This window comes from Georgenia ruanii (assembly GCF_009193175.1).
Taxonomy (GTDB): Bacteria; Actinomycetota; Actinomycetes; order Actinomycetales; family Actinomycetaceae; genus Georgenia; species Georgenia ruanii.
This window is the reverse complement of sequence record NZ_VUKE01000010.1, coordinates 23,020-44,164: the sequence shown is the minus strand read 5'-3', so window position 1 is coordinate 44,164 and position 21,145 is coordinate 23,020. Positions and strand designations below refer to the sequence as shown.

22 protein-coding genes are annotated in these 21,145 nt (G+C 75.4%); 12 read left to right on the top strand and 10 right to left on the bottom strand.

Annotated features, from left to right (window positions below; translation table 11 throughout):
* Window positions 1-5: 5 nt before the first annotated feature.
* From GD880_RS11035 to GD880_RS11025, 3 genes are read right to left on the bottom strand one after another with little or no spacing between them, the layout of a single operon-like run.
* Window positions 6-659: a nucleotide exchange factor GrpE gene (locus tag GD880_RS11035; RefSeq protein ID WP_152231681.1), complete on the bottom strand. Its 654-nt coding sequence runs from the start codon at window positions 657-659 to the stop codon at window positions 6-8.
* The gene (gene dnaK / locus GD880_RS11030) at window positions 656-2,524 is read right to left on the bottom strand and encodes a molecular chaperone DnaK (RefSeq protein ID WP_152231680.1); all 1,869 of its coding nucleotides are present in this window, start codon (window positions 2,522-2,524) and stop codon (window positions 656-658) included. Before dnaK ends, GD880_RS11035 begins: the two co-directional genes overlap by 4 nt.
* 35 nt (window positions 2,525-2,559) lie before the next feature.
* A complete protein-coding gene (locus GD880_RS11025; protein ID WP_152231679.1) occupies window positions 2,560-2,832 on the bottom strand; it encodes a hypothetical protein in 273 nt (90 codons plus the stop codon).
* A gap of 123 nt (window positions 2,833-2,955) precedes the next feature.
* Between GD880_RS11025 and GD880_RS11020 the strand changes: the two genes are divergently transcribed.
* Window positions 2,956-3,585: a GyrI-like domain-containing protein gene (locus GD880_RS11020; RefSeq protein WP_152231678.1), complete on the top strand. Its 630-nt coding sequence runs from the start codon at window positions 2,956-2,958 to the stop codon at window positions 3,583-3,585.
* Window positions 3,586-3,883: 298 nt separating this feature from the next.
* On the top strand, window positions 3,884-4,249 hold the full coding sequence (locus GD880_RS11015; protein WP_226909579.1) for a WS/DGAT domain-containing protein: 366 nt from the start codon (window positions 3,884-3,886) through the stop codon (window positions 4,247-4,249).
* Here GD880_RS11015 and GD880_RS11010 read toward each other — a convergent pair.
* Both GD880_RS11010 and GD880_RS11005 read right to left on the bottom strand, forming a co-directional pair.
* Window positions 4,203-4,976 carry an LLM class F420-dependent oxidoreductase gene (locus tag GD880_RS11010; protein WP_193314457.1) on the bottom strand — a complete coding sequence of 258 codons (774 nt, stop codon included), beginning with the start codon at window positions 4,974-4,976 and terminating at the stop codon, window positions 4,203-4,205. The genes GD880_RS11015 and GD880_RS11010 overlap by 47 nt on opposite strands.
* Before the next feature lie 27 nt (window positions 4,977-5,003).
* On the bottom strand, window positions 5,004-5,792 hold the full coding sequence (locus GD880_RS11005; protein WP_152231676.1) for a LysR family substrate-binding domain-containing protein: 789 nt from the start codon (window positions 5,790-5,792) through the stop codon (window positions 5,004-5,006).
* Between the two features lie 83 nt (window positions 5,793-5,875).
* Between GD880_RS11005 and GD880_RS11000 the strand changes: the two genes are divergently transcribed.
* The gene (locus GD880_RS11000; protein ID WP_152231675.1) at window positions 5,876-6,253 is read left to right on the top strand and encodes a DUF5997 family protein; all 378 of its coding nucleotides are present in this window, start codon (window positions 5,876-5,878) and stop codon (window positions 6,251-6,253) included.
* Window positions 6,254-6,290: 37 nt separating this feature from the next.
* On the opposite strand, the gene GD880_RS10995 is transcribed toward GD880_RS11000, so the two are convergent.
* On the bottom strand, window positions 6,291-6,710 hold the full coding sequence (locus tag GD880_RS10995; protein WP_152231674.1) for a pyridoxamine 5'-phosphate oxidase family protein: 420 nt from the start codon (window positions 6,708-6,710) through the stop codon (window positions 6,291-6,293).
* Window positions 6,711-6,781: 71 nt separating this feature from the next.
* Here GD880_RS10995 and GD880_RS10990 point away from each other — a divergent pair, with 71 nt between their 5' ends.
* The 4 genes from GD880_RS10990 to GD880_RS10975 all read left to right on the top strand — a co-directional run bounded on the left by GD880_RS10990 (window position 6,782) and on the right by GD880_RS10975 (window position 12,175).
* A complete protein-coding gene (locus GD880_RS10990) occupies window positions 6,782-8,107 on the top strand; it encodes a DUF4921 family protein (protein ID WP_152231673.1) in 1,326 nt (441 codons plus the stop codon).
* A 129-nt stretch (window positions 8,108-8,236) separates the two neighbouring features.
* Complete coding sequence (locus GD880_RS10985; RefSeq protein WP_152231672.1) at window positions 8,237-9,691, top strand: lipase maturation factor family protein; 1,455 nt, start codon at window positions 8,237-8,239, stop codon at window positions 9,689-9,691.
* Window positions 9,692-9,715: 24 nt separating this feature from the next.
* Entirely contained in the window at window positions 9,716-11,158 is a 1,443-nt protein-coding gene (locus tag GD880_RS10980; RefSeq protein ID WP_152231671.1) for a GntT/GntP/DsdX family permease, read from the top strand.
* 186 nt (window positions 11,159-11,344) lie between these two features.
* Window positions 11,345-12,175, top strand: coding sequence for a glycerophosphodiester phosphodiesterase family protein (locus GD880_RS10975; protein WP_226909578.1), 831 nt, complete (start codon window positions 11,345-11,347; stop codon window positions 12,173-12,175).
* A 7-nt stretch (window positions 12,176-12,182) separates the two neighbouring features.
* Here GD880_RS10975 and GD880_RS10970 read toward each other — a convergent pair whose 3' ends face one another.
* From GD880_RS10970 to GD880_RS10960, 3 genes are all read right to left on the bottom strand, one after another.
* Window positions 12,183-14,543 (bottom strand): glycoside hydrolase family 65 protein, encoded by a 2,361-nt coding sequence (locus GD880_RS10970; protein WP_152231670.1) that lies wholly within the window; start codon window positions 14,541-14,543, stop codon window positions 12,183-12,185.
* Window positions 14,540-15,268 (bottom strand): HAD family hydrolase, encoded by a 729-nt coding sequence (locus GD880_RS10965; RefSeq protein WP_152231669.1) that lies wholly within the window; start codon window positions 15,266-15,268, stop codon window positions 14,540-14,542. The genes GD880_RS10970 and GD880_RS10965 overlap by 4 nt, the downstream gene beginning before the upstream one ends.
* Before the next feature lie 85 nt (window positions 15,269-15,353).
* Window positions 15,354-15,677 (bottom strand): cupin domain-containing protein, encoded by a 324-nt coding sequence (locus GD880_RS10960; RefSeq protein ID WP_152231668.1) that lies wholly within the window; start codon window positions 15,675-15,677, stop codon window positions 15,354-15,356.
* A gap of 207 nt (window positions 15,678-15,884) precedes the next feature.
* On the opposite strand from GD880_RS10960, the gene GD880_RS10955 reads away from it, so the two are divergent.
* The 5 genes from GD880_RS10955 (at window position 15,885) to GD880_RS10935 (ending at window position 20,604) form a co-directional block, all read left to right on the top strand.
* Entirely contained in the window at window positions 15,885-16,265 is a 381-nt protein-coding gene (locus GD880_RS10955) for a VOC family protein (RefSeq protein WP_152231667.1), read from the top strand.
* Window positions 16,265-16,747 carry a tryptophan-rich sensory protein gene (locus GD880_RS10950; protein WP_152231666.1) on the top strand — a complete coding sequence of 161 codons (483 nt, stop codon included), beginning with the start codon at window positions 16,265-16,267 and terminating at the stop codon, window positions 16,745-16,747. Before GD880_RS10955 ends, GD880_RS10950 begins: the two co-directional genes overlap by 1 nt.
* Window positions 16,744-17,058, top strand: coding sequence for a putative quinol monooxygenase (locus GD880_RS10945; protein WP_152231665.1), 315 nt, complete (start codon window positions 16,744-16,746; stop codon window positions 17,056-17,058). The genes GD880_RS10950 and GD880_RS10945 overlap by 4 nt, the downstream gene beginning before the upstream one ends.
* 63 nt (window positions 17,059-17,121) lie before the next feature.
* Complete coding sequence (locus GD880_RS10940) at window positions 17,122-18,783, top strand: bifunctional 3'-5' exonuclease/DNA polymerase (protein ID WP_152231776.1); 1,662 nt, start codon at window positions 17,122-17,124, stop codon at window positions 18,781-18,783.
* Between the two features lie 60 nt (window positions 18,784-18,843).
* Complete coding sequence (locus GD880_RS10935; protein WP_226909576.1) at window positions 18,844-20,604, top strand: FAD-dependent monooxygenase; 1,761 nt, start codon at window positions 18,844-18,846, stop codon at window positions 20,602-20,604.
* Here GD880_RS10935 and GD880_RS10930 read toward each other — a convergent pair.
* Window positions 20,547-21,137: a GNAT family N-acetyltransferase gene (locus tag GD880_RS10930; RefSeq protein WP_152231664.1), complete on the bottom strand. Its 591-nt coding sequence runs from the start codon at window positions 21,135-21,137 to the stop codon at window positions 20,547-20,549. The genes GD880_RS10935 and GD880_RS10930 overlap by 58 nt on opposite strands.
* Window positions 21,138-21,145: the final 8 nt, after the last annotated feature.

Below are 21,145 nucleotides of genomic sequence, written 5' to 3'. Positions count from 1 at the left end.
GCCCCTCATTGAGGGCCGGTGACGCCCACGCGCGCCGCGCGCAGGACCTTCTCCCCGGCACGGTAGCCGGGCTGGAGGACCTGCGTGACGGTGGTCGCCGTGGCCGCGGGGTCCGCCTGGTGCATGAGGGCGTCGTGGATCTCCGGGTCGAACTCCTCACCCTCGGTGCCGTAGCGCACCACGCCGAAGCGCTGGCCCAGGGTGCCCTCGAGCTTCTCCGCGATGGCGGCGAACGGCCCGGTGAGGTCCCCGTGCTGGCGGGCGAGCTCGATCTCGTCGAGGACGCCGAGCAGCGCCTCGACGACGTCGTGCACCCCGGCCTGGCGCTGGTTCGCGGCGTCCGCCTTGGACCGGCGCACGTAGGCGTTGTACTCCTGCTGGACGTTGTAGAGGTCGGCGTTGCGCCGGGCCAGCTGGTCGGCCAGGTCCAGGGCCTCCGCCTGGGCCTCGGCGACGGCGTCCGCCTCGCCGGGCTCGGCCGCGGCGCCCGCCTCGGCAGGGGCCTCGCTCGCGACCCCCGCCGGGGCGGCGGCCGGGTCGGCCGCCCCCTCCGCGTGATCGCGCAGCTTGCCGGTCTCGGGGTCGATGCGCCGCTTGTCGGTCACGACCGGCTTCTCGGCGCCGACGTCCTCCTCGCGCGCTCGGGTCTCGTCCGTCACTTGGTCTCCTCGTCGTCCACGATCTCGGCGTCGACGACGTCGTCGTCGGCCTCCGAGCCGCGCGTGGCGCCGTCGAACGGGGCGCCCTGGGTGCCGGGGTTGGCCGTCTCGGACTGGTTGGCGTACAGCGCCTCGCCGATCTTCTGGCTCTTGGTCGTCAGGTCCGCCTGGGCGGTGCGGACGGCCTCGATGTCCTGGCCCTCGAGCGCCTTCTTCAGGGCGTCGACGGCCTCGCGGACCTCGGAGGTCACGGCCTCGGGCAGCTTGTCGGCGTTGTCGCTGAGCAGCTTCTCGGTGGAGTAGACCTGCTGCTCGGCGGTGTTGCGCAGCTCAGCCTCCTCGCGGCGCTTGGCGTCCTCGGCCGCGTGCGCCTCGGCCTCCTTGACCATCCGGTCGATCTCGTCCTTCGGCAGGGCCGAGCCGCCGGTGATGGTCATCGACTGCTCCTTGCCCGTGCCGCGGTCCTTGGCGGAGACGTGCACGATGCCGTTGGCGTCGATGTCGAAGGTGACCTCGATCTGCGGCATGCCGCGCGGGGCCGGGGCGATGCCGGTCAGCTCGAAGGTGCCCAGCGGCTTGTTGTCGCGGGCGAAGTCGCGCTCGCCCTGGAAGACCTGGATGAGCACGCTCGGCTGGTTGTCCTCGGCGGTGGAGAACACCTCGGAGCGCTTGGTCGGGATGGCGGTGTTGCGCTCGATGAGCTTGGTCATCACGCCACCCTTGGTCTCGATGCCCAGGGACAGCGGGGTGACGTCGATGAGCAGGACGTCCTTGCGGTCGCCCTTGATGACGCCGGCCTGCAGGGCTGCGCCGACGGCGACGACCTCGTCCGGGTTCACGCCCTTGTTGGGCTCCCTGCCGCCGGTGAGCTCGCGCACGACGTCGCTCACGGCCGGCATGCGGGTCGAGCCGCCGACGAGGACCACGTGGTCGATGTCGCTGAGCTGGATCCCGGCGTCCTTGATGACGTTGTGGAACGGGGTCTTGGTGCGCTCGAGCAGGTCCGCCGTCATCTCCTGGAAGGCGGCCCGGGTGAGCTTCTCGTCCAGGTGGATCGGGCCGGACTCGCTCATCGACAGGTACTGCAGGGAGATGTTGGTGCTGGTCGCGGAGGACAGCTCCTTCTTGGCCTGCTCGGCGGCCTCGCGCAGACGCTGCAGGGCGATGCGGTCCTTGGACAGGTCCACGCCGTCCTTGTTCTTCACCTGCTTGACGAGCCAGTCGACGACCCGCTGGTCCCAGTCGTCACCACCGAGCTTGTTGTCGCCGTTGGTGGCGCGGACCTGGATGGTGGAGAAGCCGTCGTCGTCCTTGCCCACCTCGAGCAGGGAGACGTCGAAGGTGCCGCCACCGAGGTCGAAGACGAGGATGAGCTCGTCCTCCTTGCCCTTCTCCAGCCCGTAGGCGAGGGCGGCCGCCGTCGGCTCGTTGATGATGCGCAGGACGTTCAGGCCCGCGATCTGGCCGGCGTCCTTGGTCGCCTGGCGCTGGGCGTCGTTGAAGTAGGCCGGGACGGTGACGACGGCGTCGGTGACCGGCTCGCCCAGGTACGCCTCGGCGTCCTTCTTGAGCTTGCCGAGGATGCGCGCGGAGATCTCCTGCGGGGTGTACTTCTTGTCGTCGATCGCCACCGTCCAGTCGGTGCCCATGTGGCGCTTGACGGAGGAGATCGTGCGGTCGACGTTGGTGACGGCCTGCCGCTTGGCGACCTCGCCGACGAGGACCTCGCCGGACTTGCTGAAGGCGACGACCGAGGGGGTGGTGCGCGACCCCTCGGCGTTCGCGATGACGGTGGGCTCGCCGCCCTCGAGGACGGAGACCACCGAGTTGGTGGTGCCCAGGTCGATACCGACCGCTCGTGCCATGCTTGTGCTCCTTCGATCTCGGGCGCCGATCCGGGTCACGGCGTCATCTTGAGTCGTATGCACTCAAGTCTGTGCCTTGACCGGGAGATGTTCAACCCGACGGTCCCAAACTTGAGTCTGTTCGGCTCAACCTTCTGCGGCGCGGGTTTGTTCCCGGTCGCGAGCGCGGCGCTCCTGCTTCGCCGGGCTGCCGCTGGCTCGGTACGCGGCGCGTCGACGGCGGCGAGTTCGAGTTTCGGCGGCAAGTTCGAGGTTTCTCCGGCGGGGTCGAACCGCCCCGGCCAGACCCGGGTGAATCGGTTGCTCACGCGCCCTGCCCCGCGGGCCGGTGGGGCCTGTATCGTGCGGGCTTCCCGCAGGCAGGCTTGGAGCGGTTCCCGCGAGCGCAGGCGCTCGGTGCCGGGCGTGGCTCCCCCGGGTCGAGGGGCTCGATGACCGACAAGACCGACTTCAAGAAGACGCTCGACGCCTACCGGGCCGTGGCGGGCGAGGTCCGGGTGGTGGACGTGCCCGACCTGCAGTACCTCATGATCGACGGCCGCGGCGACCCGAACACCTCCCCGGCGTTCACCGAGGCGGTGGAGGCGCTCTACCCCGTGGCCTACACGCTGAAGTTCACCAGCAAGGGAGAGCTCGGACGCGACTACGTCGTCCCTCCGCTGGAGGGCCTGTGGTGGGCCGAGGACATGGACGCGTTCACGACGGCGCGCGACAAGTCGCGGTGGAGCTGGACCCTGATGATCCTGGCCCCGGACTGGCTCGACGGGGCGATGGTCGCCGCGGCCGTCGAGCGCGCCGCGGCCAAGAACCGGCCCGCGCGCCTCGACGACGTCCGCCTCGAGACGCTGTCGGAGGGCCGGTGCGTGCAGACGCTGCACGTCGGCGCCTTCGACGACGAGGCCGACGTCCTCGCGCACCTGCACCACGAGGTCATCCCCGGCCGCGGGATGCGCCTGACCGGCAAGCATCACGAGATCTACCTCAGCGACTTCCGCAAGGTCGCGCCGGAGCGGCAGCGCACCATCCTCCGGCAGCCGGTCGCCGCCGCCGACGGCGGGTAGAACCTCCGGGCCGCCAAAGCGGTCGACCACCACCCGCCTGACGGGCTCGTGCCTACGCCGGTGGACGGGGTGGGGAAAGGGACCTTCGTCGCTCGCGCCCGCCCCCGACCGGCGGGATCGTGGAGGTCTCGGGGCAGCCGCGGTCTCGAGACAGCCGCGAGGGAAAGCCGCTCCCGATGGCGTGACGCCGCCCAGCAACCGCCCCGGGGGTGGGGCACCGCGCGCGGGCGCGGTCCGGGCCCGTGGGGCGATGGGGCCGCGCCGCCCCGGCCTCGCCGCGCGGGCGGCCCTCCGGCCGGTGGAACGCCTCGGTCCCGGCGACCTCGTCCTCGTCGACCGGCAGCGCCTGGTCAACTCCTTCCTGACCACCATGACCGGCCCCGCCGAGCGGCTCTCCCTGGCGGGTGCCGCCATCCTCCGCCTCGTCCCGATCACGACCACCTCCGGCAACGTCGCCGTCGCCTTCGCGGCCCTGTCCTACGCGGGGCGCCTCTCGGTCACCGTCATCGTCGACCCCGACCTCGTGCCCGAGGCCGACGCCCCGCCTCGGCGCTGCGGGCCCAGCTGGAGCACATCTGCGAACCGTGGCCGCCTGACGTCGCACCCGGCGCCCGGACTCAGGAGCGGGCGTCGCGCCAGGCGAGCCAGCGCCCGAGCAGCGTGAGGTCGTAGTCCGGGCCGCTCGTGCCCACCGTGAACAGGGACGCCCCGGCGGCCACGAGCTCCTCGCCGACCTCCTCCGGCGGCCGGGAGACGCCGATCGACCGCTCGATCTCCCCGGGGTCGCGCCCGATGTCGGCGCAGTGGCCGTCGAGGACGGCGCTCTTGTGCCGCAGCGTCGCGACGTCGCCGAAGCTGTGCCAGATGTTCGCGTGCTCGGCGGTGTAGCGCAGCGTCTTCTTCTCCCCGCCGCCGCCCACGAGGATCGGGATGTCCCGCGTGGGCGGCGGGTTGAGCCGGCCCCACCGGCGGCGGATGCGCGGCAGGGCCTCGGCGAGGGCGCGCAGGCGGGTGCCCGGCGTGCCGAAGTCGTAGCCGTACTCGTCGTAGTCCTTCTCGAACCAGCCGGCCCCGATGCCGAGGATGAGCCGTCCGTCGCTGATGTGGTCGACCGTGCGGGCCATGTCCGCCAGCAGGTCGGGGTTGCGGTAGCTGTTGCACGTGACCAGCGCGCCGATCTCGACCCGGTTGGTGGCCTCGGCCCAGGCGCCCAGCGTGGTCCAGCACTCGAAGTGCTTGCCGTCCTGGTCGCCGCGGAGCGGGAAGAAGTGGTCCCAGGTGAAGACGACGTCCGCCCCGGCGTCCTCCGCCCGGGCGACGACGTCACGAATCTGCGCGTAGTCGGCGTGCTGGGGCTGGACCTGGCACGCGATGCGGATGGGGCGCGTCATGCCACCCACGCTAAGGGCTCGCGCGGGTCAGCGCCCGCGCCGGCCCGGACCTCCGCGACGGCGCCCGGCCTGGCCCTTTCCCCGCGGGTTCCCGCCGCGGCCGGCCCCGGCTGAGCGCCCCCGGCCGGCGCGGCTCGCCCCCTCGCGGCCCCCGCGGGCGGCGCTGCCTCGGCCCTTCCCCGCGGGGCTCTCCGCGGGGTCGACGCCGCCCCCGCGGGTGCTGCGCGCGGTGCGGCCGCGCACCACACCGATGAAGGCCTCGAGGCGCGGATCGTCGTCGTCCTCGCGCCAGGCGAGGCCCACCTGGGACTCGGCGACCCCGCGCACCGCCCGGTGCACCACGTCCTTGCGGTGGTGCAGGCGCGCGACGGACAGCGGGAGGATGACGACGCCGGCCCCGGACGCGGCGACCTCGATCGCCTGCTTGGCGGTCATCGGCGGCACGGGCACCCGGGTGCCGGCGCGCACCTCGGTGGCCAGCGCGGCCCACTCGGGCACCGCGGCGGGGTCCTGGAGCAGGTGCTCGTCGGCGAGGTCCGCCACGTCCACCTCGTCGAACGCGGCCACGGGGTGATCCTTCGCGGCGACGACGACCGGGGCCTCCCGGTAGAGCGGGATGAGGTGCAGGCCCGCGCGGTCGACGGGCAGGCGCACGAAGCACATCGCGGCCGCGCCGTCGTGGAGGACGTCGACCTGCTCCGCCTCGTCCACCGGGCTCGCCTCGAGCGGCGCGTCCGGGTAGCGCTCGTCCCACCTGCGCAGCCACTTGTCGGGCGTCACGCCGGGGACGAACCGGATCCGGAACGGGTCCGCCATGACGGCACCTCCTCCTGTGCGGCACCCCAGGCTAGTGCAGCGCCACCGTGGGCCCGCGCCGACAGCGCATAGGCTTCCGTGCCATGAGCTCCCCCAAGCCCCAGATGATGAAGCCGCAGACCGCCGCGCGGAAGCTCGGCGTGCTCCTGTCCGCCACCCCGGCGGAGTTCCAGGCGGGCATGGTCAGCCGCGACGAGCTCAACGACCTGCAGGCCAACCCGCCGCAGTGGCTGGCGGACCTGCGCCGCAACGGCCCGCACCCGCGTCAGGAGGTGGCCCGGCGTCTCGGCGTCTCCGCCTCCGGGCTGGCCCGCGGCGGGGTCACCGAGCCGCTGACGACCGAGCAGATCCGCGCGCTGCTCGACGAGCCACCGGCGTGGCTGGTGGCCGAGCGGGAGACCCAGGCGCGGGTGCGCGCCGAGAACAACCGGCTCAAGGCCCGGGCGGCCGACGAGGCCTGACGCCGCGAGCGCGAGGGAGCGCCTGGGCTCGCCGGCGCTAGCCGCCGGGTCGCGAGGTGGGCCCGTCGGGGCGCACGATCCGGCGGCCCGAGACCCGCTCGATCGCCACGGCGATGGTGATCACCCGGCCGTCGACCCAGGAGCCAGGCTGGGGCAGGTCGGCGTCGACGAGGGGATCGCCGGCCAGCCGCGTGTGCCCGCTGACGGTGACCGACCAGCCCGTGCGCGTCGCCGGGTCGGTCCCGAGCACCCCCAGGGTCATCACGGCGTCCGCCGCCGCGGCGCCGAGCTTGCCGCCGTACCCGGTGCGCACGACCACCTCGCCCTCGCCGACGGCGAAGTTGACCGGCGTCATCTCGGGCCGGCCGGCGCCGCAGTAGGCCAGCCACGCCACGGGGGCCGTGGCCAGGAGGCGCAGGCACTCCGCCCGCTCGAGCCGCTCGAGGGTGGCCGCCATCGCCCTCCCTCCCCTCGTCCCCCACCAGTCTGTCAGCCCTGGCGCCGCGCCGGGCGGGATACCGTGCAGCCATGCGCCCGCCGCACGGGCCCGCGGACGGGCCGCTGACCCGGTTGGCGGACGGCACCGTCAAGCAGGTCAACCCCCTCACCGGCACCGAGGTGTGGACCGTGCCCGGGCGGGCCCAGCGGCCCTGGCACGCCGCCGCGCACGCACCCGGCCCCGTCGACCCGGCCGGCGCCGGGCACTACTGCGCGTTCTGCCCGGGCAACTTCCTGCAGACCCCGCCGGAGAAGGCGCGCCTGGTGCGCACGGGCGAGGGCGCGGCCCGCCTGGTCGAGCACCTCCCCGCCGAGCGGCTGGCGGAGCCGGCCGAGCTGCGGCTGGTCCCCAACCTCTTCGCCATCCTCGGCTACGACTACTGGCGCACCAACTACGGCTACACCGCCCCGGCCGAGGCTCTGGCCCACGAGCGCGCCTACCTCGCCGCCCCCGCCGGGCGGGCGCACGTGCTCGGCGTCGTCCACGCCCGGCTGCGCGCCGCCGGCGTGAGCGAGGCGGCATGGGCCGCCATGAGCGAGGCCGAGCGCCTCGCCCCCGCCACCGCCCTGTTCGCCTCCGGCCACGACGTCGTCATCGCGCGCCGCCACTTTGTCGACGGCGCGACCACGGACGACCAGCTCGCCGGCTCGGGCACGCTGACCGTGGCGGAGCACCGGCGCTTCGTGGCCTTCACCGTCGAGGCCGCCCGGCGCCTGTACGCGGCCAACCGGTTCGCCCGGTACGTGGCCGTTTTCCAGAACTGGCTGCGCCCGGCCGGCGCCTCCTTCGACCACCTTCACAAGCAGGTCGTCGCCATCGACGCGCACGGCGGCCAGACCGACCGCGAGCTGGCCCAGCTGGCCCTCAACCCCAACCTGTTCAACGACGCGGCGGTCAACCCCGCCGCCGCGGCCGGCCTCGTCGTCGCCGAGAACGACCACGCCATCGCCTTCGCCGGCTTCGGGCACCGCTACCCCACCCTCGAGGTCTACTCCACGAGCCCGCGCAGCCTGCCGTGGGAGCACGACGACGACGAGCTCGCCGCCGTCGCCGACCTCCTGCACGCCTGCCACGCCGCCACCGGCGCGGCGGTGCCGACCAACGAGGAGTGGCACCACCGCCCCGCCGACGTCACGGCCCCGATGCCGTGGCGGGTGATGCTCAAGTGGCGGGTGTCGACCATCGCCGGCTTCGAGGGGGGCACGAAGATCTACCTCAACACCCTCGACCCGTGGGCGCTGCGCGACCTGGTCGTCCCCCGGCTGGGGGAGCTGCGCGCCGCGGGCCGCATCGCGCCGATGGCCGTCGGCCCCGAGTGCGCCGCCCGCTCGGACTGCCTGCGCTACGCCCGCTGACCCCCGGTCGCGGCCAGAACGCGATGGTGGTCGCAGCCAGATTGCCACGGTGGTCGGGGACGGGGGCGCTGGGCTGCAGCACCGCGGGGCCGGGTGTGCAATGGACGCGCACACGGAAGGGGGTCCGCCGTGGACTGGGCCGGCGGCTGGTTCGCCGCGGAGAACTACGACGCCGCGCGGTTCGTGCTGCAGCGGGGCATCGCCCTGGTCTACGTCCTCGCCTTCGTCGCCGCGCTGCGCCAGTTCCGTCCCCTGCTCGGCGAGCACGGGCTGCTGCCGGTGCCGCAGTTCGTCGCCCGGGTGCCCAGCCGGCTCGCCCCCAGCCTGTTTCACTGGCGCTACTCCGACCGGCTGCTGGTCGCCGTCGCCGCCCTCGGCGCGCTCGTGGCCGCCGCCCTGGTGCTCGGGCTGCCGCAGGCCGGGCCGCCGTGGGTGCCGCTGCTGGCGTTCCTCCTCCTGTGGGCGCTGTACCTGTCCGTCGTCAACGTCGGGCAGGTCTTCTACAGCTTCGGCTGGGAGTCGCTGCTGCTCGAGGCCGGCTTCCTCGCCGCCTTCCTCGGTTCGGACCGGGTCGCGCCGCCGGTCACCGTCGTCGTGCTCTTCCGGTGGCTGGTCTTCCGCGTGGAGTTCGGCGCCGGGATGATCAAGATGCGCGGCGACCCGTGCTGGCGGGACCTGACCTGCCTGTACTACCACCACGAGACCCAGCCCATGCCCAACCCGGGCAGCTGGTTCTTCCACCACCTGCCCCGGCCGCTGCACAAGGTGGAGGTGGCCGCCAACCACGCCACCCAGCTCGTCGTCCCGTTCCTGCTCTTCGCGCCGCAGCCCGTCGCGACGGTGGCCGCCGCCGTCGTCGTCGTCACCCAGGGCTGGCTCATGCTCTCGGGCAACTTCGCCTGGCTGAACTTCCTGACCATGCTGCTGGCGTTCTCCGCGGTCGGCGACGGCGTTCTCGACCGGCTGCTGCCCTGGTCGGTAGGCACCCAGGCGCACGGGCCGACGCCGGGGTGGTTCGCCGTCGTCGTGCTGGCGGTGACGGCGCTGATGGTCGTGCTCAGCTACTGGCCGGCCCGCAACCTCGTCGACCGGCACCAGAAGATGAACGCCTCGTTCAACCGCTGGCACCTGGCCGGGGCGTACGGCGCGTTCGGCTCCATCACCCGTCGGCGCGACGAGGTGGTCGTCGAGGGCACCGAGGACGACGACCCGTTCACCACCGACTGGCACGAGTACGAGTTCAAGGGCAAGCCGGGACGCACCGGTCAGATCCCGCGCCAGTGGGCCCCGTACCACCTCCGGCTCGACTGGGGCATGTGGTTCCTCGCGCTCGGCTCCCCCTCCCAGCACCGCTGGTTCACCGTGTTCCTCCTGCGCCTGCTCGAGGGGGACCGCCCCACCCTCACGCTGCTGCGCCGCGACCCGTTCGCCGGGCGCCGCCCGCGGTACGTCCGCGCCCGGGTGTTCCGCTACCGCTACTCCACCTGGGAGGAGCTCCGCCGCACCCGCCAGTGGTGGGTCCGGCAGGAGCGGGCCCTCCTCGTGGCCCCGCAGAACCTGCAGAACATGCACCAGCTGTTCTGAGACCCCTCGGAGGGAGGGTTCGTCATGGTGCCATCGAGCGCACCCGGCGTCGTCCTAGCGGCCGGCGGCGCGGCCGGCGGCGCGGCCACCGCCGGCAGCAGCCGGCTCATCCTCGCCACGGTGCTGGCCATCGCCGCCGTCGTCGTCCTCATCACGTGGGCGAAGATCAACCCGTTCCTCGCCCTGATGATCGGCTCGGCGGTCCTGGCGATCGCCTCGGGCTTCAACCTCGACGACGCCGTCACCAGCTTCGCCAAGGGCGTGGGCGACACCTTCGGCAGCGTCGGCGTCCTCGTCGCCCTCGGTGCGATCATCGGCAAGCTGCTGATCGACTCCGGCGGCGCGGCCCAGGTGGTCGACCGGATCGTCTCGAGGTTCACCGGCGGGGCGCTGCCCTGGGCGATGGCCGGGGCGGCGGCCCTGGTCGGGCTGCCGATGTTCTTCGAGATCGGCGTCGTCCTGCTCATCCCGATCGTGCTCATGGTCGCCCGGCGGGCGCGGGTGCCGGTCCTGCTCGTCGGCATCCCCGCCCTGGCCGGCCTGTCGGTGCTGCACGGCATGGTCCCGCCGCACCCGGGTCCGCTGGTGGCGATCAGCGCCCTGAAGGCCGACCTCGGCCTCACCCTCGCCTTCGGCCTCATCTGCGCGATCCCCACCGTCATCATCGCCGGCCCGCTGTTCGGGCGGGTCGTCGCCCACGTGGGCCCGCGCGAGATCACCCCGGACAGCCCGATGTTCGCCGAGCTGCAGGCGGCGGCCGGCACCCGGGAGGCGCCGGGCAGCGAGGAGCGGCTGCGCCGCACCCCGAGCTTCTGGGTCACCGTGGGCACCGTCCTGCTGCCCGTGGTCCTCATGCTCGCCCGCGCCGTCGCCGAGATCGTCTCGGCCAAGGGCAACCCGGTCCACGACGCGCTCTTCGTGCTCGGCGAGCCCGTCGTCGCGCTCCTCCTGGCCACGCTGGTGGCGATGTTCACCATGGGGTACAGCGTGGGCGCCGGCCGCGGCGGGGTGGGGGACACCATCAACGCCTCCCTGCCGCCGATGGCCGGCACGCTGCTCATCATCGCCGCGGGCGGCGGGTTCAAGCAGACCCTCGTCGACTCGGGCGTGGGCAAGCTCATCGCGAGCTACGCCACCGGGGCCCACCTCAGCGTGCTGCTGCTGGGCTGGGCGGTGGCGGTCCTCATCCGCCTGGCCACCGGGTCGGCGACCGTCGCCACCATCACCGCCGCCGGCATCGTCGCCCCGCTCGCCGCGCAGCTGACGCCGGCGCACCTGGCGCTGCTGGTCATCGCGGTCGGCTCGGGCTCGCTGTTCTTCTCCCACGTCAACGACGTGGGGTTCTGGATGGTCAAGCAGTACTTCGGCATGACCGTCAAGCAGACCATCCTCAGCTGGTCGCTCATGGAGACGGTCATCTCGGTGTGCGGGCTCGTCTTCGCCGTGCTGCTGAGCCTGGCGGTGTGAGAGCCGTCCCGCGGGTCGACGGCCTGGGCCGCCCGACTGCCTCGCCGGGACCGAGGCCCTCGCCGGGACCGAGGCCCGCGCCGCCCGGCCGGCCACACCGACCGGACGGTGGCGGCCAGATGAAGAGTTGGCGACGGGGCGCCGCGCCGCGCGCGCTCGTGCCCGGCCGCCGCCACCCTGGGTCCCGTGGCCACGCTCGCGCTCCCCCGCGTCCGACCGTCCGCACCGGCCCTGCACGGCCTCTACGGCTCCCACCCGGGTTTCCTCGCCGCCGCCCACCGCGGGGGCGCCGCGCTGGCGCCGGAGAACACCCTCGCGGCGTTCGGGCTGGCCCGCGGCCTCGGGCTGACCTACCTCGAGACCGACGTGCGAACCACCGCCGACGGCGTCCCGCTCGCCTTCCACGACGCCACGCTCGACCGCGTCACCTCGCTGCGCGGCGCCCTGGCCGGGCGGACCTGGGCCGAGGTGCGGCACACCCGCGTGCTCGGCCGCGAGCCGGTGCTGCCGCTGGAGAACCTGCTCGCCGCGTGGCCGGACGCCTGCGTCATGATCGACGTCAAGGAGGAGCGCGCGATCCGCCCGACCATCGCCGCCATCCGGCGCACCGGCTCCGCCGCCCGGGTGTGCGTCGCGGGCGGCTGGGACACCTGGCTGGCGGCCATCCGCCACGAGTGCGGACCGCAGCTGACGACGGCGCTGGGCTGGCGCTCCCTCACCGCGCTCATCGCCTGCGCCCGCACCGGCACCCGCCCGCCCGCCGCCGTCGCCTCCGGCGCCTTCGCCCACGTCGCCTGGCGGCTGGGCCGCCTGAGCGTCATGGCGCGACCGCGGGTGGCCGCCCGGCTGGTGCAGATGGCCCACGACCTCGGGCTGCGGGTGATCACCTGGACCATCGACGAGCCCGCCTCGATCGGGCGCCTGCTCGACGACGGCGTGGACGGGGTCATCACCGACCGGCCGGACGTGCTCCGCGACGTGCTCGTCGCCCGCGGAGAGTGGGCCCCGGTGCGGTGAGCGCGCCTCAGCGGCGCTCCTCGTCGGGGCCCACCCGGGGCGGGCGCCCCGGCGGCTGCGGCGGGCGGGGCAGCAGCGGCTCGCGGCGGCGCAGCGGCCGGACCACGGCCTGTAGCGGGGTCACCTGGACCCGCTCCCCGTAGACGACGAGCGGGATCGCGGCGTCCTGCTCGCCGAGGACCCGGCAGGTCACCTCCTGCCGGGTGATCTCCACCTGCACCCGCGCCCCGCGCCAGCGCAGCCGGAAGGAGAGCCGGCTGATCTGGTCGGGCAGCACGGGGTCGAGGTGAAGCACGCCGTCGGCGCGGCGCAGCCCGCCGAAGCCCTCGACGATGACGATCCACGCCCCGGCCAGGGACGCGATGTGCAGCCCGTTGGCGCTGTTGTGGTGCAGGTCGTGCAGGTCGACCAGCGCGGCCTCGTGAAGGTACTCGTGGGCGAGGTCGAGCTGGCCCACGTCCGCGGCCACGACGGCCTGCGAGCTGGCCGAGAGCGAGGAGTCGCGCACGGTGCGCCGCTCGTAGTAGTCGAAGTTGCGGGCCTTCTCCTCGTCGGTGAAGGCGTCGGGGAACCAGTGCATCGCCAGCACGAGGTCGGCCTGCTTGACCACCTGCTTGCGGTAGAGCTGGAAGTACGGCTCGTGGAGCATGAGCGGGTACCGGTCGGCCGCCGCCTCGAAGTCCCACTCGGCGAACCGGGTGAAGCTCTCGCACTGGGGGTGCACGCCCAGCTCGACGTCGTAGGGCAGGTGGACCGCCTCGGCCGCGTCCCGCCAGGCGGCGATCTCCTCCGTGGTCACGTGCGCGTTCTCGGCGCCCAGCGGCTGGCGCACGCACGCGTCCGCGGCGGCGCGCAGGTTGTTCGCGGCCATGAGGTTGGTGAAGACGTTGTCGTCCACCAGGGCGGTGTACTCGTCCGGGCCGGTGACGCCGTCCACGTGCCAGCGGCCGTGACGGTCGTGGTGGCCCAGGGAGTGCCAGAGCCGGGCGGTCTCGACGAGGACCTCCAGCCCCGTGTCGCGCTCGAGCTCCTCGTCGCCGGTGCCCAGCCGGTACTCCTCGAACGCCCGGGCGATGTCGGCGCCGATGTGGAAGGCCGCGGTCCCGGCCGGCCAGTACGCCGAGGTCTCCTCCCCGTCGACGGTGCGCCACGGGAAGGCCGCCCCCTCGAGGCCGAGGGTGTGGGCCCGGTCGCGGGCCTTGCCCAGCGTGGAGGCGCGCCAGCGCAGCGCGTCGGCGGCGGCCTTGGGGGCGGTGAGGGTGAGCACGGGCAGCACGAAGCCCTCGATGTCCCAGAAGGTGTGGCCGTTGTAGCCGGTGCCGGTCAGCCCCTTGGCGCCGATGGCGCGCCCCTCGGTGCGGGCCCCGGACTGCAGCACCTGGAACAGGGCGTAGCGCACCGCCTGCTGGATGACCGGGTCGCCCTCCACCTCCACGTCCGCCCCGCCCCAGAACTCGTCGAGGTACTCGCGCTGGCTCAGCCGCAGCAGGTTCCAGCCGGTGTGGCGGGCGGCCGTCAGCGCCGCGGCCACCTGGTCGCGCAGCGCCGGGGCCGAGCGGGTGGTCGACCACCCGTACCCGAGGAACTTCACGACCTTGAGCTTCTCGCCCGGGCGCAGCAGGGTGACGATCGTGGTGCGCGCCCAGTCGCTGCGGGCGTCGTTCTCGATCTCGAACTGGGCGTCGCACTCGATGTCGTGGTCCATGCCGGCGGCCAGCTGCTGGCCGCTCTTGCGGGTGCGGTGCACGAGCACGGCCCCGCTCTGCTCGAGGTCCTGCCCGACGGCGATGAACGGGTCCTCCAGGGCGGCGGCGACCCGCGGGTCCCGGCTGTCCACCTCGGGCGGCGCCTCGTTGGCGACGAGCTCGGACTGGAGGATCACCCGGGTCTCCTCCACGGCCTCCACCACGTAGGACACCGCGGCGATCGCCCGCTGGACGAAGGAGACCAGCCGGGTGGACTTGATCCGGATCGGCTTGCCCGACGGCGAGACCCACTCGACCTGCCGGTGCAGCGTCCCCTCCTGCAGGTTCAGCTCCCGCTCGTGGCTGAGGAGGCGGCCGTAGCGCACGTCGAACGGCTCGTCGTCGACGAGCAGGCGCAGCAGCTTGCCGTTGGTGACGTTGACCATCGTCTGGCCGGCCTCGGGGTAGCCGTAGCCGCCCTCGGGGTAGGGCAGCGGGTGGCGCTCGAAGACCCCGCTGACGTAGGTGCCGGGGGTCTCGTTCGGCTCGCCCTCGTCGAGGTTGCCGCGCAGCCCGATGTGGCCGTTGGACAGGGCGAAGAGCGACTCGGTCTGCCCGAGCCGGCCCAGGTCGAGGGACGGCTCCCGCAGCGACCACGGGTCCACCGGCAGCGCCGCGCTCACAACAGCTCCTCCAGGTCGGAGACGACGACGTCGGCGCCCGCGCCGCGCAGCGCGTCGCCCTGGGAGTCGCGGTCCACCCCGACGACGAACCCGAAGCCGCCGGCCCGGCCGGCGGCCACGCCGGCGAGGGCGTCCTCGAAGACCGCGGCGCGCGCGGGCGGGACGTCGAGCCGGTTCGCGGCCTCGAGGAAGGTGTCGGGGGCCGGCTTGCCGGGCAGCGACAACGCGTCGGCGACGGCGCCGTCGACCACCACGTCGAACAGGCCCGCGAGCCCGGTGACGTCCAGGACCAGGCGGGTGTTCGCGCTGCTGGAGACGACGGCGCAGGCCAGCCCGGCCCCGCGGGCGGCCTCGACGTAGCGGCGGCTGCCCGCGAAGACCTCCACCCCGTCGCTCAGCCGGCTCAGCAGCACCTCGTTCTTGCGGTGGGCCAGCCCGTGGACGCTGCCGGTGCCGGGCGGGTCCTGCGGGCCGCCCTCGGGCAGGCGGATGCGCCGGCTGGCGAGGAAGTCCCGCACGCCGTCGTCCCGGGGCTTGCCGTCGACGTGGCGGAGGTAGTCCTCCTCGGTGAAGGGCGCGAAGGGCTCGCCGGTGCGCCGGGAGCGCTCGCGGAGGAAGTCGTCGAAGGTCTCCGCCCAGGCGGCGCGGTGCACCGCGGCGGTGCCCGTGAGCACCCCGTCGAGGTCGAACAGGCACGCCCGCACGTCGTCCGGCAGTCCCAGCACCGGGCCCTCCCTCCCGCTCGGCTCTGGCGTCAGTGTTTCCGGCCGGGCGGCGCGCCGCATCCGGGCGCCGGTCCCGGGCGCGGGGTCACGGCTCCCGGTTGACGGCGGTGAGCAGGACCACCGAGTCCTCCACGGCCGTCAGGCCGTGGCGCTGGTGCGGGATCGGCTCGAGGGAGCCGGCGGAGAGGACGACGTCGCCGCCCGGGCTGGTGAGCCGGACCCGCCCGTGCAGCACCTGCAGGGTCGCCGCCGGCGGGGTGTTGTGCTCCTCGAGCTTCTGCCCGCCGGCGAGGGCGATGACGGTCTGCCGCAGCGGCCCGTCGTGGATGATCTTCAGGGCGCTGCGCCCCCGCGGCGAGGCCGTCGCGGCGGCGAGGTGCTCGCTGACCAGGGCAGCCAGCTCGGGCATCGGTCCCCTCCGTTCCTCCTCACCCATGGGGTGAGACGTCGTCTGCTCGGTGAGAGGTCAAGTCTGGCCCGAGCGGCCCCGTTCGGCACGAGCGGGCCCCGTTCGGCACGGTCGCCCCCGTTCGGCACGGGCAGACGATGACGCCTCCCCGAGAAGGCGGGGGCCAGTGGGCGTGCCGGGCTGGGGCGGGTGCGGTAGGAACGGCGCATGCCCAGTGCGATCGCCGTCCTCGCCATCGACGCCCACGACCCCCGCCGCGTCGCGGACTTCTGGGCGGCCGCCCTCGGCTGGGAGGTCTACGAGGCGGGGGACGACGGCGTGAGCATCGGCCCGGCGGACCGTTCCGCGCCCGGCATCGACGTCCTCCCGGTGCCCGAGGCGAAGACGGTGAAGAACCGGCTGCACCTGGACCTGCGCGCGGACGGCGGCACCCAGACCGAGGAGGTGGACCGTCTCCTGGCCCTCGGCGCGACCCGGGCCGACGTAGGGCAGGGGCCGGAGGTCACCTGGGTGGTCCTCGCCGACCCCGAGGGCAACGAGTTCTGCGTGCTCGCCCGGTCGGTCCAAGACGTCGAGGCGGCCGGCTGATGCGCGCCGGCACCCTGGCCCGCACCGCCACCGCGGTCGTCGCGACGGCGGTGGCCGGCTCGGTCGCGACCGAGCCGCAGAGCCCCTGGTACCTCGCCCTGGACAAGCCCGCCTGTCAGCCGCCGCCCGCAGCCTTCCCGGTGGTGTGGACCGCCCTGTACGCGGACCTCGCCCTCGCCTCGGCGGCGGCGCTCGACGAGCTGGCGGCGGCCGGCCGCCCCGGCGAGGCGCGGGCGTACCGGCGCGCGCTGGCGGCCAACCTCGTCCTCAACGCGTCCTGGAGCTGGCTGTTCTGGCGGGCGCGGCGGCCGTGGCTGGCGGCGGCCGAGTGCGCGGTGCTCGCCGCCAGCAGCGCCGGGCTCGTCCGGCGCGCCGCACGCGCCCGCCCGGGCGCCGCCGCGGCGCTGGCGCCGTACGCCGCCTGGTGCGGCTTCGCCACGGCGCTGTCGGCCGCCCTCGCCCGCCGGAACCCCGGCGCATGACCTACGGGTTGTTCACCGGCTTCACCGCCCGTCGCGGCCGGGGCGCGGAGCTGCTCGACGCGCTGCTGGCCGCGGCGGACGCCCTCCGCGCGGACCCGGCGTGCCTGCACTACGTCGTGGGCGCCGGCGAGGACGACCCCGACGCCGTGTGGGTGTGGGAGGCCTGGACCGATCGGGGCGCGCACGACGCCGCGCTCGAGCCGCCCGAGGCGCGCGCGGCGATCGCCCGCGCCCGCCCGCTGCTCGCCGGCTCGGCCGGCCAGACCCCGGTGCGCCTGCGCGGCGGCAAGGGCCTGCCCGCCGACGGCTGACCGGCGGCCTACGCTCGGGGCGTGGAGGTCGTCGTCGCGCTGGGCGCTGGTCGCGCGCACCTGATGCCTGACGGCGAGCCCCCCGCCGTCGTGCCCGCCGAGGAGCTGCCGGACCGGGTGCGCGCGCTCGAGCGGCACCGCCCGCGCTGGGTCTGGGCCGACACGGCGGAGGTCTACCCCGCCCTCCTGGCGGCCGGGGTGCGCGTGGAGCGCTGCCACGACCTGCGCCTGTGCCACGCCATCCTCCGGCACGCGGCGGCGACGGCGACCTCGCCGCTGGCCGCCGCGCCCGCCGGGCCCTGGGACGCGGCCGGGGCGTGCGACGCGGCCGACCACGCCCCCACCCTCCTGGACGACCTCGGCGCGCTGGACCCCGCCGAGGTCGGCGCCGAGCTGGCACGCCAGCACGCGGCGGTCGCCGCGGCACCGGACCCCGGCCGGCTGCGGCTGCTGCTCGCCGCCGAGTCCGCGGGCGCCCTGGTCGCCGCGGAGATGCGCCACGACGGGCTGCCGTGGGACCCGGCGGCGCACGACCGGCTGCTCACCGACCTGCTCGGCCCCCGCCCGCCGCGCGGCGCCCGGCCCGCCCGGCTCGAGGCGCTCGCCGAGACGGTCCGCAGCCTCCTCGGCGCCCCCGGGCTCAACCCCGACTCCCCGCCCGAGCTGCTGCGCGCCCTGCACGCCGCCGGCGTGGAGGCCCGCACCACCCGCAAGTGGGAGCTCCGCGAGCTCGACCACCCGGCCATCGCGCCGCTGCTCGAGTACAAGCGGCTGGCCCGGCTCGTCGCCGCCAACGGCTGGGCCTGGATGGACGAGTGGGTGCGCCCGGGCAGGGACGGGCACCGCGGCCGGTTCCACCCCGACTACGTCCCCGGCGGCGTGGTCACCGGCCGGTGGGCCACCCGCGGCGGCGGCGCGCTGCAGCTGCCCAAGCAGGTCCGCGGCGCCGTCGTCGCCGACCCGGGCTGGAGGCTCGTCGTCGCCGACGTCGCCCAGGTCGAGCCGCGGGTGCTGGCGGCCATGGCCCGCGACGCGGAGATGGCCCGCGCCGGGCGCGGGGCCGACCTCTACCAGGGGCTCGTGGACCGCGGCGTGGTGGAGACCCGGGCGCACGCCAAGGTCGCCATGCTCGGCGCGCTGTACGGGGCCACCACCGGCGAGGCCGGCCAGCTCGTGCCGCGCCTGACGCGCACCTTCCCCCGCGCCACCGGCGTCGTCGAGCGGGCCGCCCGCGCCGGCGAGGCGGGCGGGGTGGTCAGCACGTGGCTCGGCCGGACGTCGCCGCCCCCGCCCGAGTCCTGGCACCGCGCCCAGCGGCGGGCCAGCGAGCCGGACGCCGGGGAGGCCGACCGGCGCCGCGCGCGCCAGCAGGCCCGCGACTGGGGCCGCTTCACCCGCAACTTCGTCGTGCAGGGCACCGCCGCCGAGTGGGCCCTGTGCTGGCTGGCCGACCTGCGGGTCCGGCTGCGGGCCATGGTCGGCGACGGCGCCCCCGCGCCCGTCGGCGACGCCCCCGCGGGGGATTCCGGGCGGGCCCGCGGCCCGCACCTGGTGTTCTTCCTGCACGACGAGGTCATCGTCCACTCCCCCGCCCACCTCGCCGACGACGTCGCCGCCGCCGTCCGCGCGGCCGCGGCCGAGGCGGGCCGGCTGCTCTTCGGGAGCTTCCCGGTGGACTTCCCGCTCGACGTCGCCGTCGTCGACAGCTACGCCGAGGCCGGCTGAGCCCGGCCGACCACGGCGCCGGACGCGCCCGCTGTGCCCGGCCGCGCCTAGGGTGGGCACGTGGGCGAGGCGGCCCCTCCCGTGCCCGGCCCGGCGGGCGTCCCGCCGGGCGCGGACGTCGACGTCCTCGTCGTCGGCGCCGGGCCCACCGGCCTCGCCCTGGCCGCCGAGCTGGTGGCCGCCGGCACCCGGGTCCGGCTCGTCGACCGCCAGCTCGACCGGGTGCACGAGTCCCGGGCGCTGGGTGTCCAGCCGCGCACCGTGGAGGTGCTCGCTCGCCTGGGCCTGGCCGAGGAGCTGGTGGCGGCGGGCAACCGCGCCGTGCGGCTGGAGCTGCACGCCGGCGGGCGGGTCACCCGCGTCCCGCTGTTCGACCTCGGCCTGGCCGACACCGACTACCCCTTCCTGCTGTTCCTCTCCCAGGCCGAGACCGAGCGGATCCTCACGGCGCACCTCGCCGCCCGCGGGGTCACGGTCGAGCGCGGCGTCGAGCTGGCCGGGCTGGCGGAGGGCGCCGCGGGCGTGACCTGTCGGCTGCGCCGCGTCGGCGGTGTCGCGGACGACCGCGGCCCCGGCGGCGGGGCGACGCCCATGGAGCCGGTGCGGGCGCGGTTCGTCGTCGGCTGCGACGGCGCGCACAGCGCGGTGCGTAGCCTGGCCGGCATCGCCTTCCGCGGCAGCGCCTACCCGCAGGACTTCCTCCTCGCCGACCTCGGCGCCGACGGCGTCGCGCCCGGTGCCGCGCACATGTTCCTCGCGCCGCGGGGCATCTTCTTCCTCTTCCCGCTCGCGCGCCCGGCCCCGTGGCGGGTGGTCGCCATGTGGCCGCACGAGCTCGACCGGGGGCGCCGCCCGGCCGGCACGCGCGGGCACGCCTGGCACCGCCCGGGGGGCACGCGGCGAGGGCGCGGTGAGCACCGCTCGCCACAGGCCGTCACCGCCGACGCGCCGCTCACCCTCGCCCAGGTGCAGGCCGTGGCGGACGCCTACGGCACGGGCGCGAGCCTGCACGACCCGGTGTGGATGACGCGGTTCCGGCTGCACAACCGCGGCGCCGCCCGCTACCGGGCCGGGCGCGTGGTCCTGGCCGGGGATGCCGCGCACATCCACAGCCCGGCGGGCGCGCAGGGGATGAACACCGGCATCCAGGACGCCGCGAACCTGGGCTGGAAGCTCGCCCTGGTCACCGCCGGCGCGCCCGAGGCGCTGCTGGCCACGTACGAGCGCGAGCGGGCCCCGGTGGGCCGCCGGGTGCGCCGCATGACGGACCTGGCCTTCGCCGTCGCCGTGTCCGGAAACCCCGTGCTGCGGCTGCTCCGCCAGCGCGCGGCGCCCCGGCTCGCCCCGGTCGTGCTGCGCCTGGCCCGCGGGCGGCCGGTGCGCACCGTCACCGAGCTCGCCATCGCCTACCGGCGCAGCCCGCTGACGGTGCGCGGCGGTGACCGGCGCGGCGGGCCGCGGCCCGGCGACCGGCTCCCGGACGGCCCGCTCGCGCCCGGCCCTGCCGCGCCGCGCACGCTCCACGGGCTGCTCACCACCCCCGGGTTCCATCTGCTCCTGTGCGGGGAGTGGGACGCGGACGCCGTCGCCGACCTCGCCGGGCCGCACCTGACCGTGCACCGCCTCGCCCGCCGGCCGACGCCCGGGGCGTGCACCGTCCCGCCGGACACTTGGCGCCGCCTGGGCGGCGGCGGGCACCTGCTCGTGCGCCCCGACGGCTACGTCGCGTGCCGCGGCGGGACCGATCTGGCGGCGGTGCGCGGCTACCTGGCCGCCTGGCTCCCGGCGCCGGCCCCGCCGAGGACCCCGGCGGTCCCCTGACCGGCGGGCGCCGCAGCCCGGCCGTCCAGGCGGCGGACCATGACCTCCTCGACCCCGGTCGGCCCGTCGATGCGCTGGCCGGTGGGGGCGAACCCGGCGCGGGCGTAGGCCCGGCGGGCCGCGGCGTTGCGGCGGTGGACCCGCAGGACCACCGCCCGGGCGTCCGGCGCCAGCCGGGCGGCGAGCTCGACGGCCTGGGTCACCGCGGCGGTGCCGATGCCCCGGCCCTGGTGGCGCGCGTCGATCGACAGCCCGCGCAGCAGCACGTGCGGCTCCGGGCAGACGGACCGGCCGGCCGCGTCGGGGTGCAGCGCCCCCACCCCCACGGGCACCGGCGGGCCGTCGGGCGGCTCGAGCAGGATGACGAAGGTGCGGCGGGTGGGGTCGTCGACCCCGCGCTTGACCACCGAGGCGGGGGAGCCGGAGAAGTCCCGCTGCTCGGGCAGCACGTCCAGGGCCGCGAGCTGGGTGGCCAGTGGGCCCGCCTCGGACCGAGGCACGTCCTCCAGCAGCTTGATCCGCACGTTCGGCACGGCGGCAG

What these genes read in the sequence shown, in the direction of transcription:
- dnaK (WP_152231680.1), bottom strand. Translation starts at nt 2,524, where the DNA reads ATGGCACGAGCGGTCGGTATCGACCTGGGCACCACCAACTCGGTGGTC.
- GD880_RS11020 (WP_152231678.1), top strand. Translation starts at nt 2,956, where the DNA reads ATGACCGACAAGACCGACTTCAAGAAGACGCTCGACGCCTACCGGGCC.
- GD880_RS11010 (WP_193314457.1), bottom strand. Translation starts at nt 4,976, where the DNA reads ATGACGCGCCCCATCCGCATCGCGTGCCAGGTCCAGCCCCAGCACGCC.
- GD880_RS11005 (WP_152231676.1), bottom strand. Translation starts at nt 5,792, where the DNA reads ATGGCGGACCCGTTCCGGATCCGGTTCGTCCCCGGCGTGACGCCCGAC.
- GD880_RS11000 (WP_152231675.1), top strand. Translation starts at nt 5,876, where the DNA reads ATGAGCTCCCCCAAGCCCCAGATGATGAAGCCGCAGACCGCCGCGCGG.
- GD880_RS10995 (WP_152231674.1), bottom strand. Translation starts at nt 6,710, where the DNA reads ATGGCGGCCACCCTCGAGCGGCTCGAGCGGGCGGAGTGCCTGCGCCTC.
- GD880_RS10990 (WP_152231673.1), top strand. Translation starts at nt 6,782, where the DNA reads ATGCGCCCGCCGCACGGGCCCGCGGACGGGCCGCTGACCCGGTTGGCG.
- GD880_RS10980 (WP_152231671.1), top strand. Translation starts at nt 9,716, where the DNA reads ATGGTGCCATCGAGCGCACCCGGCGTCGTCCTAGCGGCCGGCGGCGCG.
- GD880_RS10960 (WP_152231668.1), bottom strand. Translation starts at nt 15,677, where the DNA reads ATGCCCGAGCTGGCTGCCCTGGTCAGCGAGCACCTCGCCGCCGCGACG.
- GD880_RS10955 (WP_152231667.1), top strand. Translation starts at nt 15,885, where the DNA reads ATGCCCAGTGCGATCGCCGTCCTCGCCATCGACGCCCACGACCCCCGC.
- GD880_RS10950 (WP_152231666.1), top strand. Translation starts at nt 16,265, where the DNA reads ATGCGCGCCGGCACCCTGGCCCGCACCGCCACCGCGGTCGTCGCGACG.
- GD880_RS10945 (WP_152231665.1), top strand. Translation starts at nt 16,744, where the DNA reads ATGACCTACGGGTTGTTCACCGGCTTCACCGCCCGTCGCGGCCGGGGC.
- GD880_RS10940 (WP_152231776.1), top strand. Translation starts at nt 17,122, where the DNA reads ATGCCTGACGGCGAGCCCCCCGCCGTCGTGCCCGCCGAGGAGCTGCCG.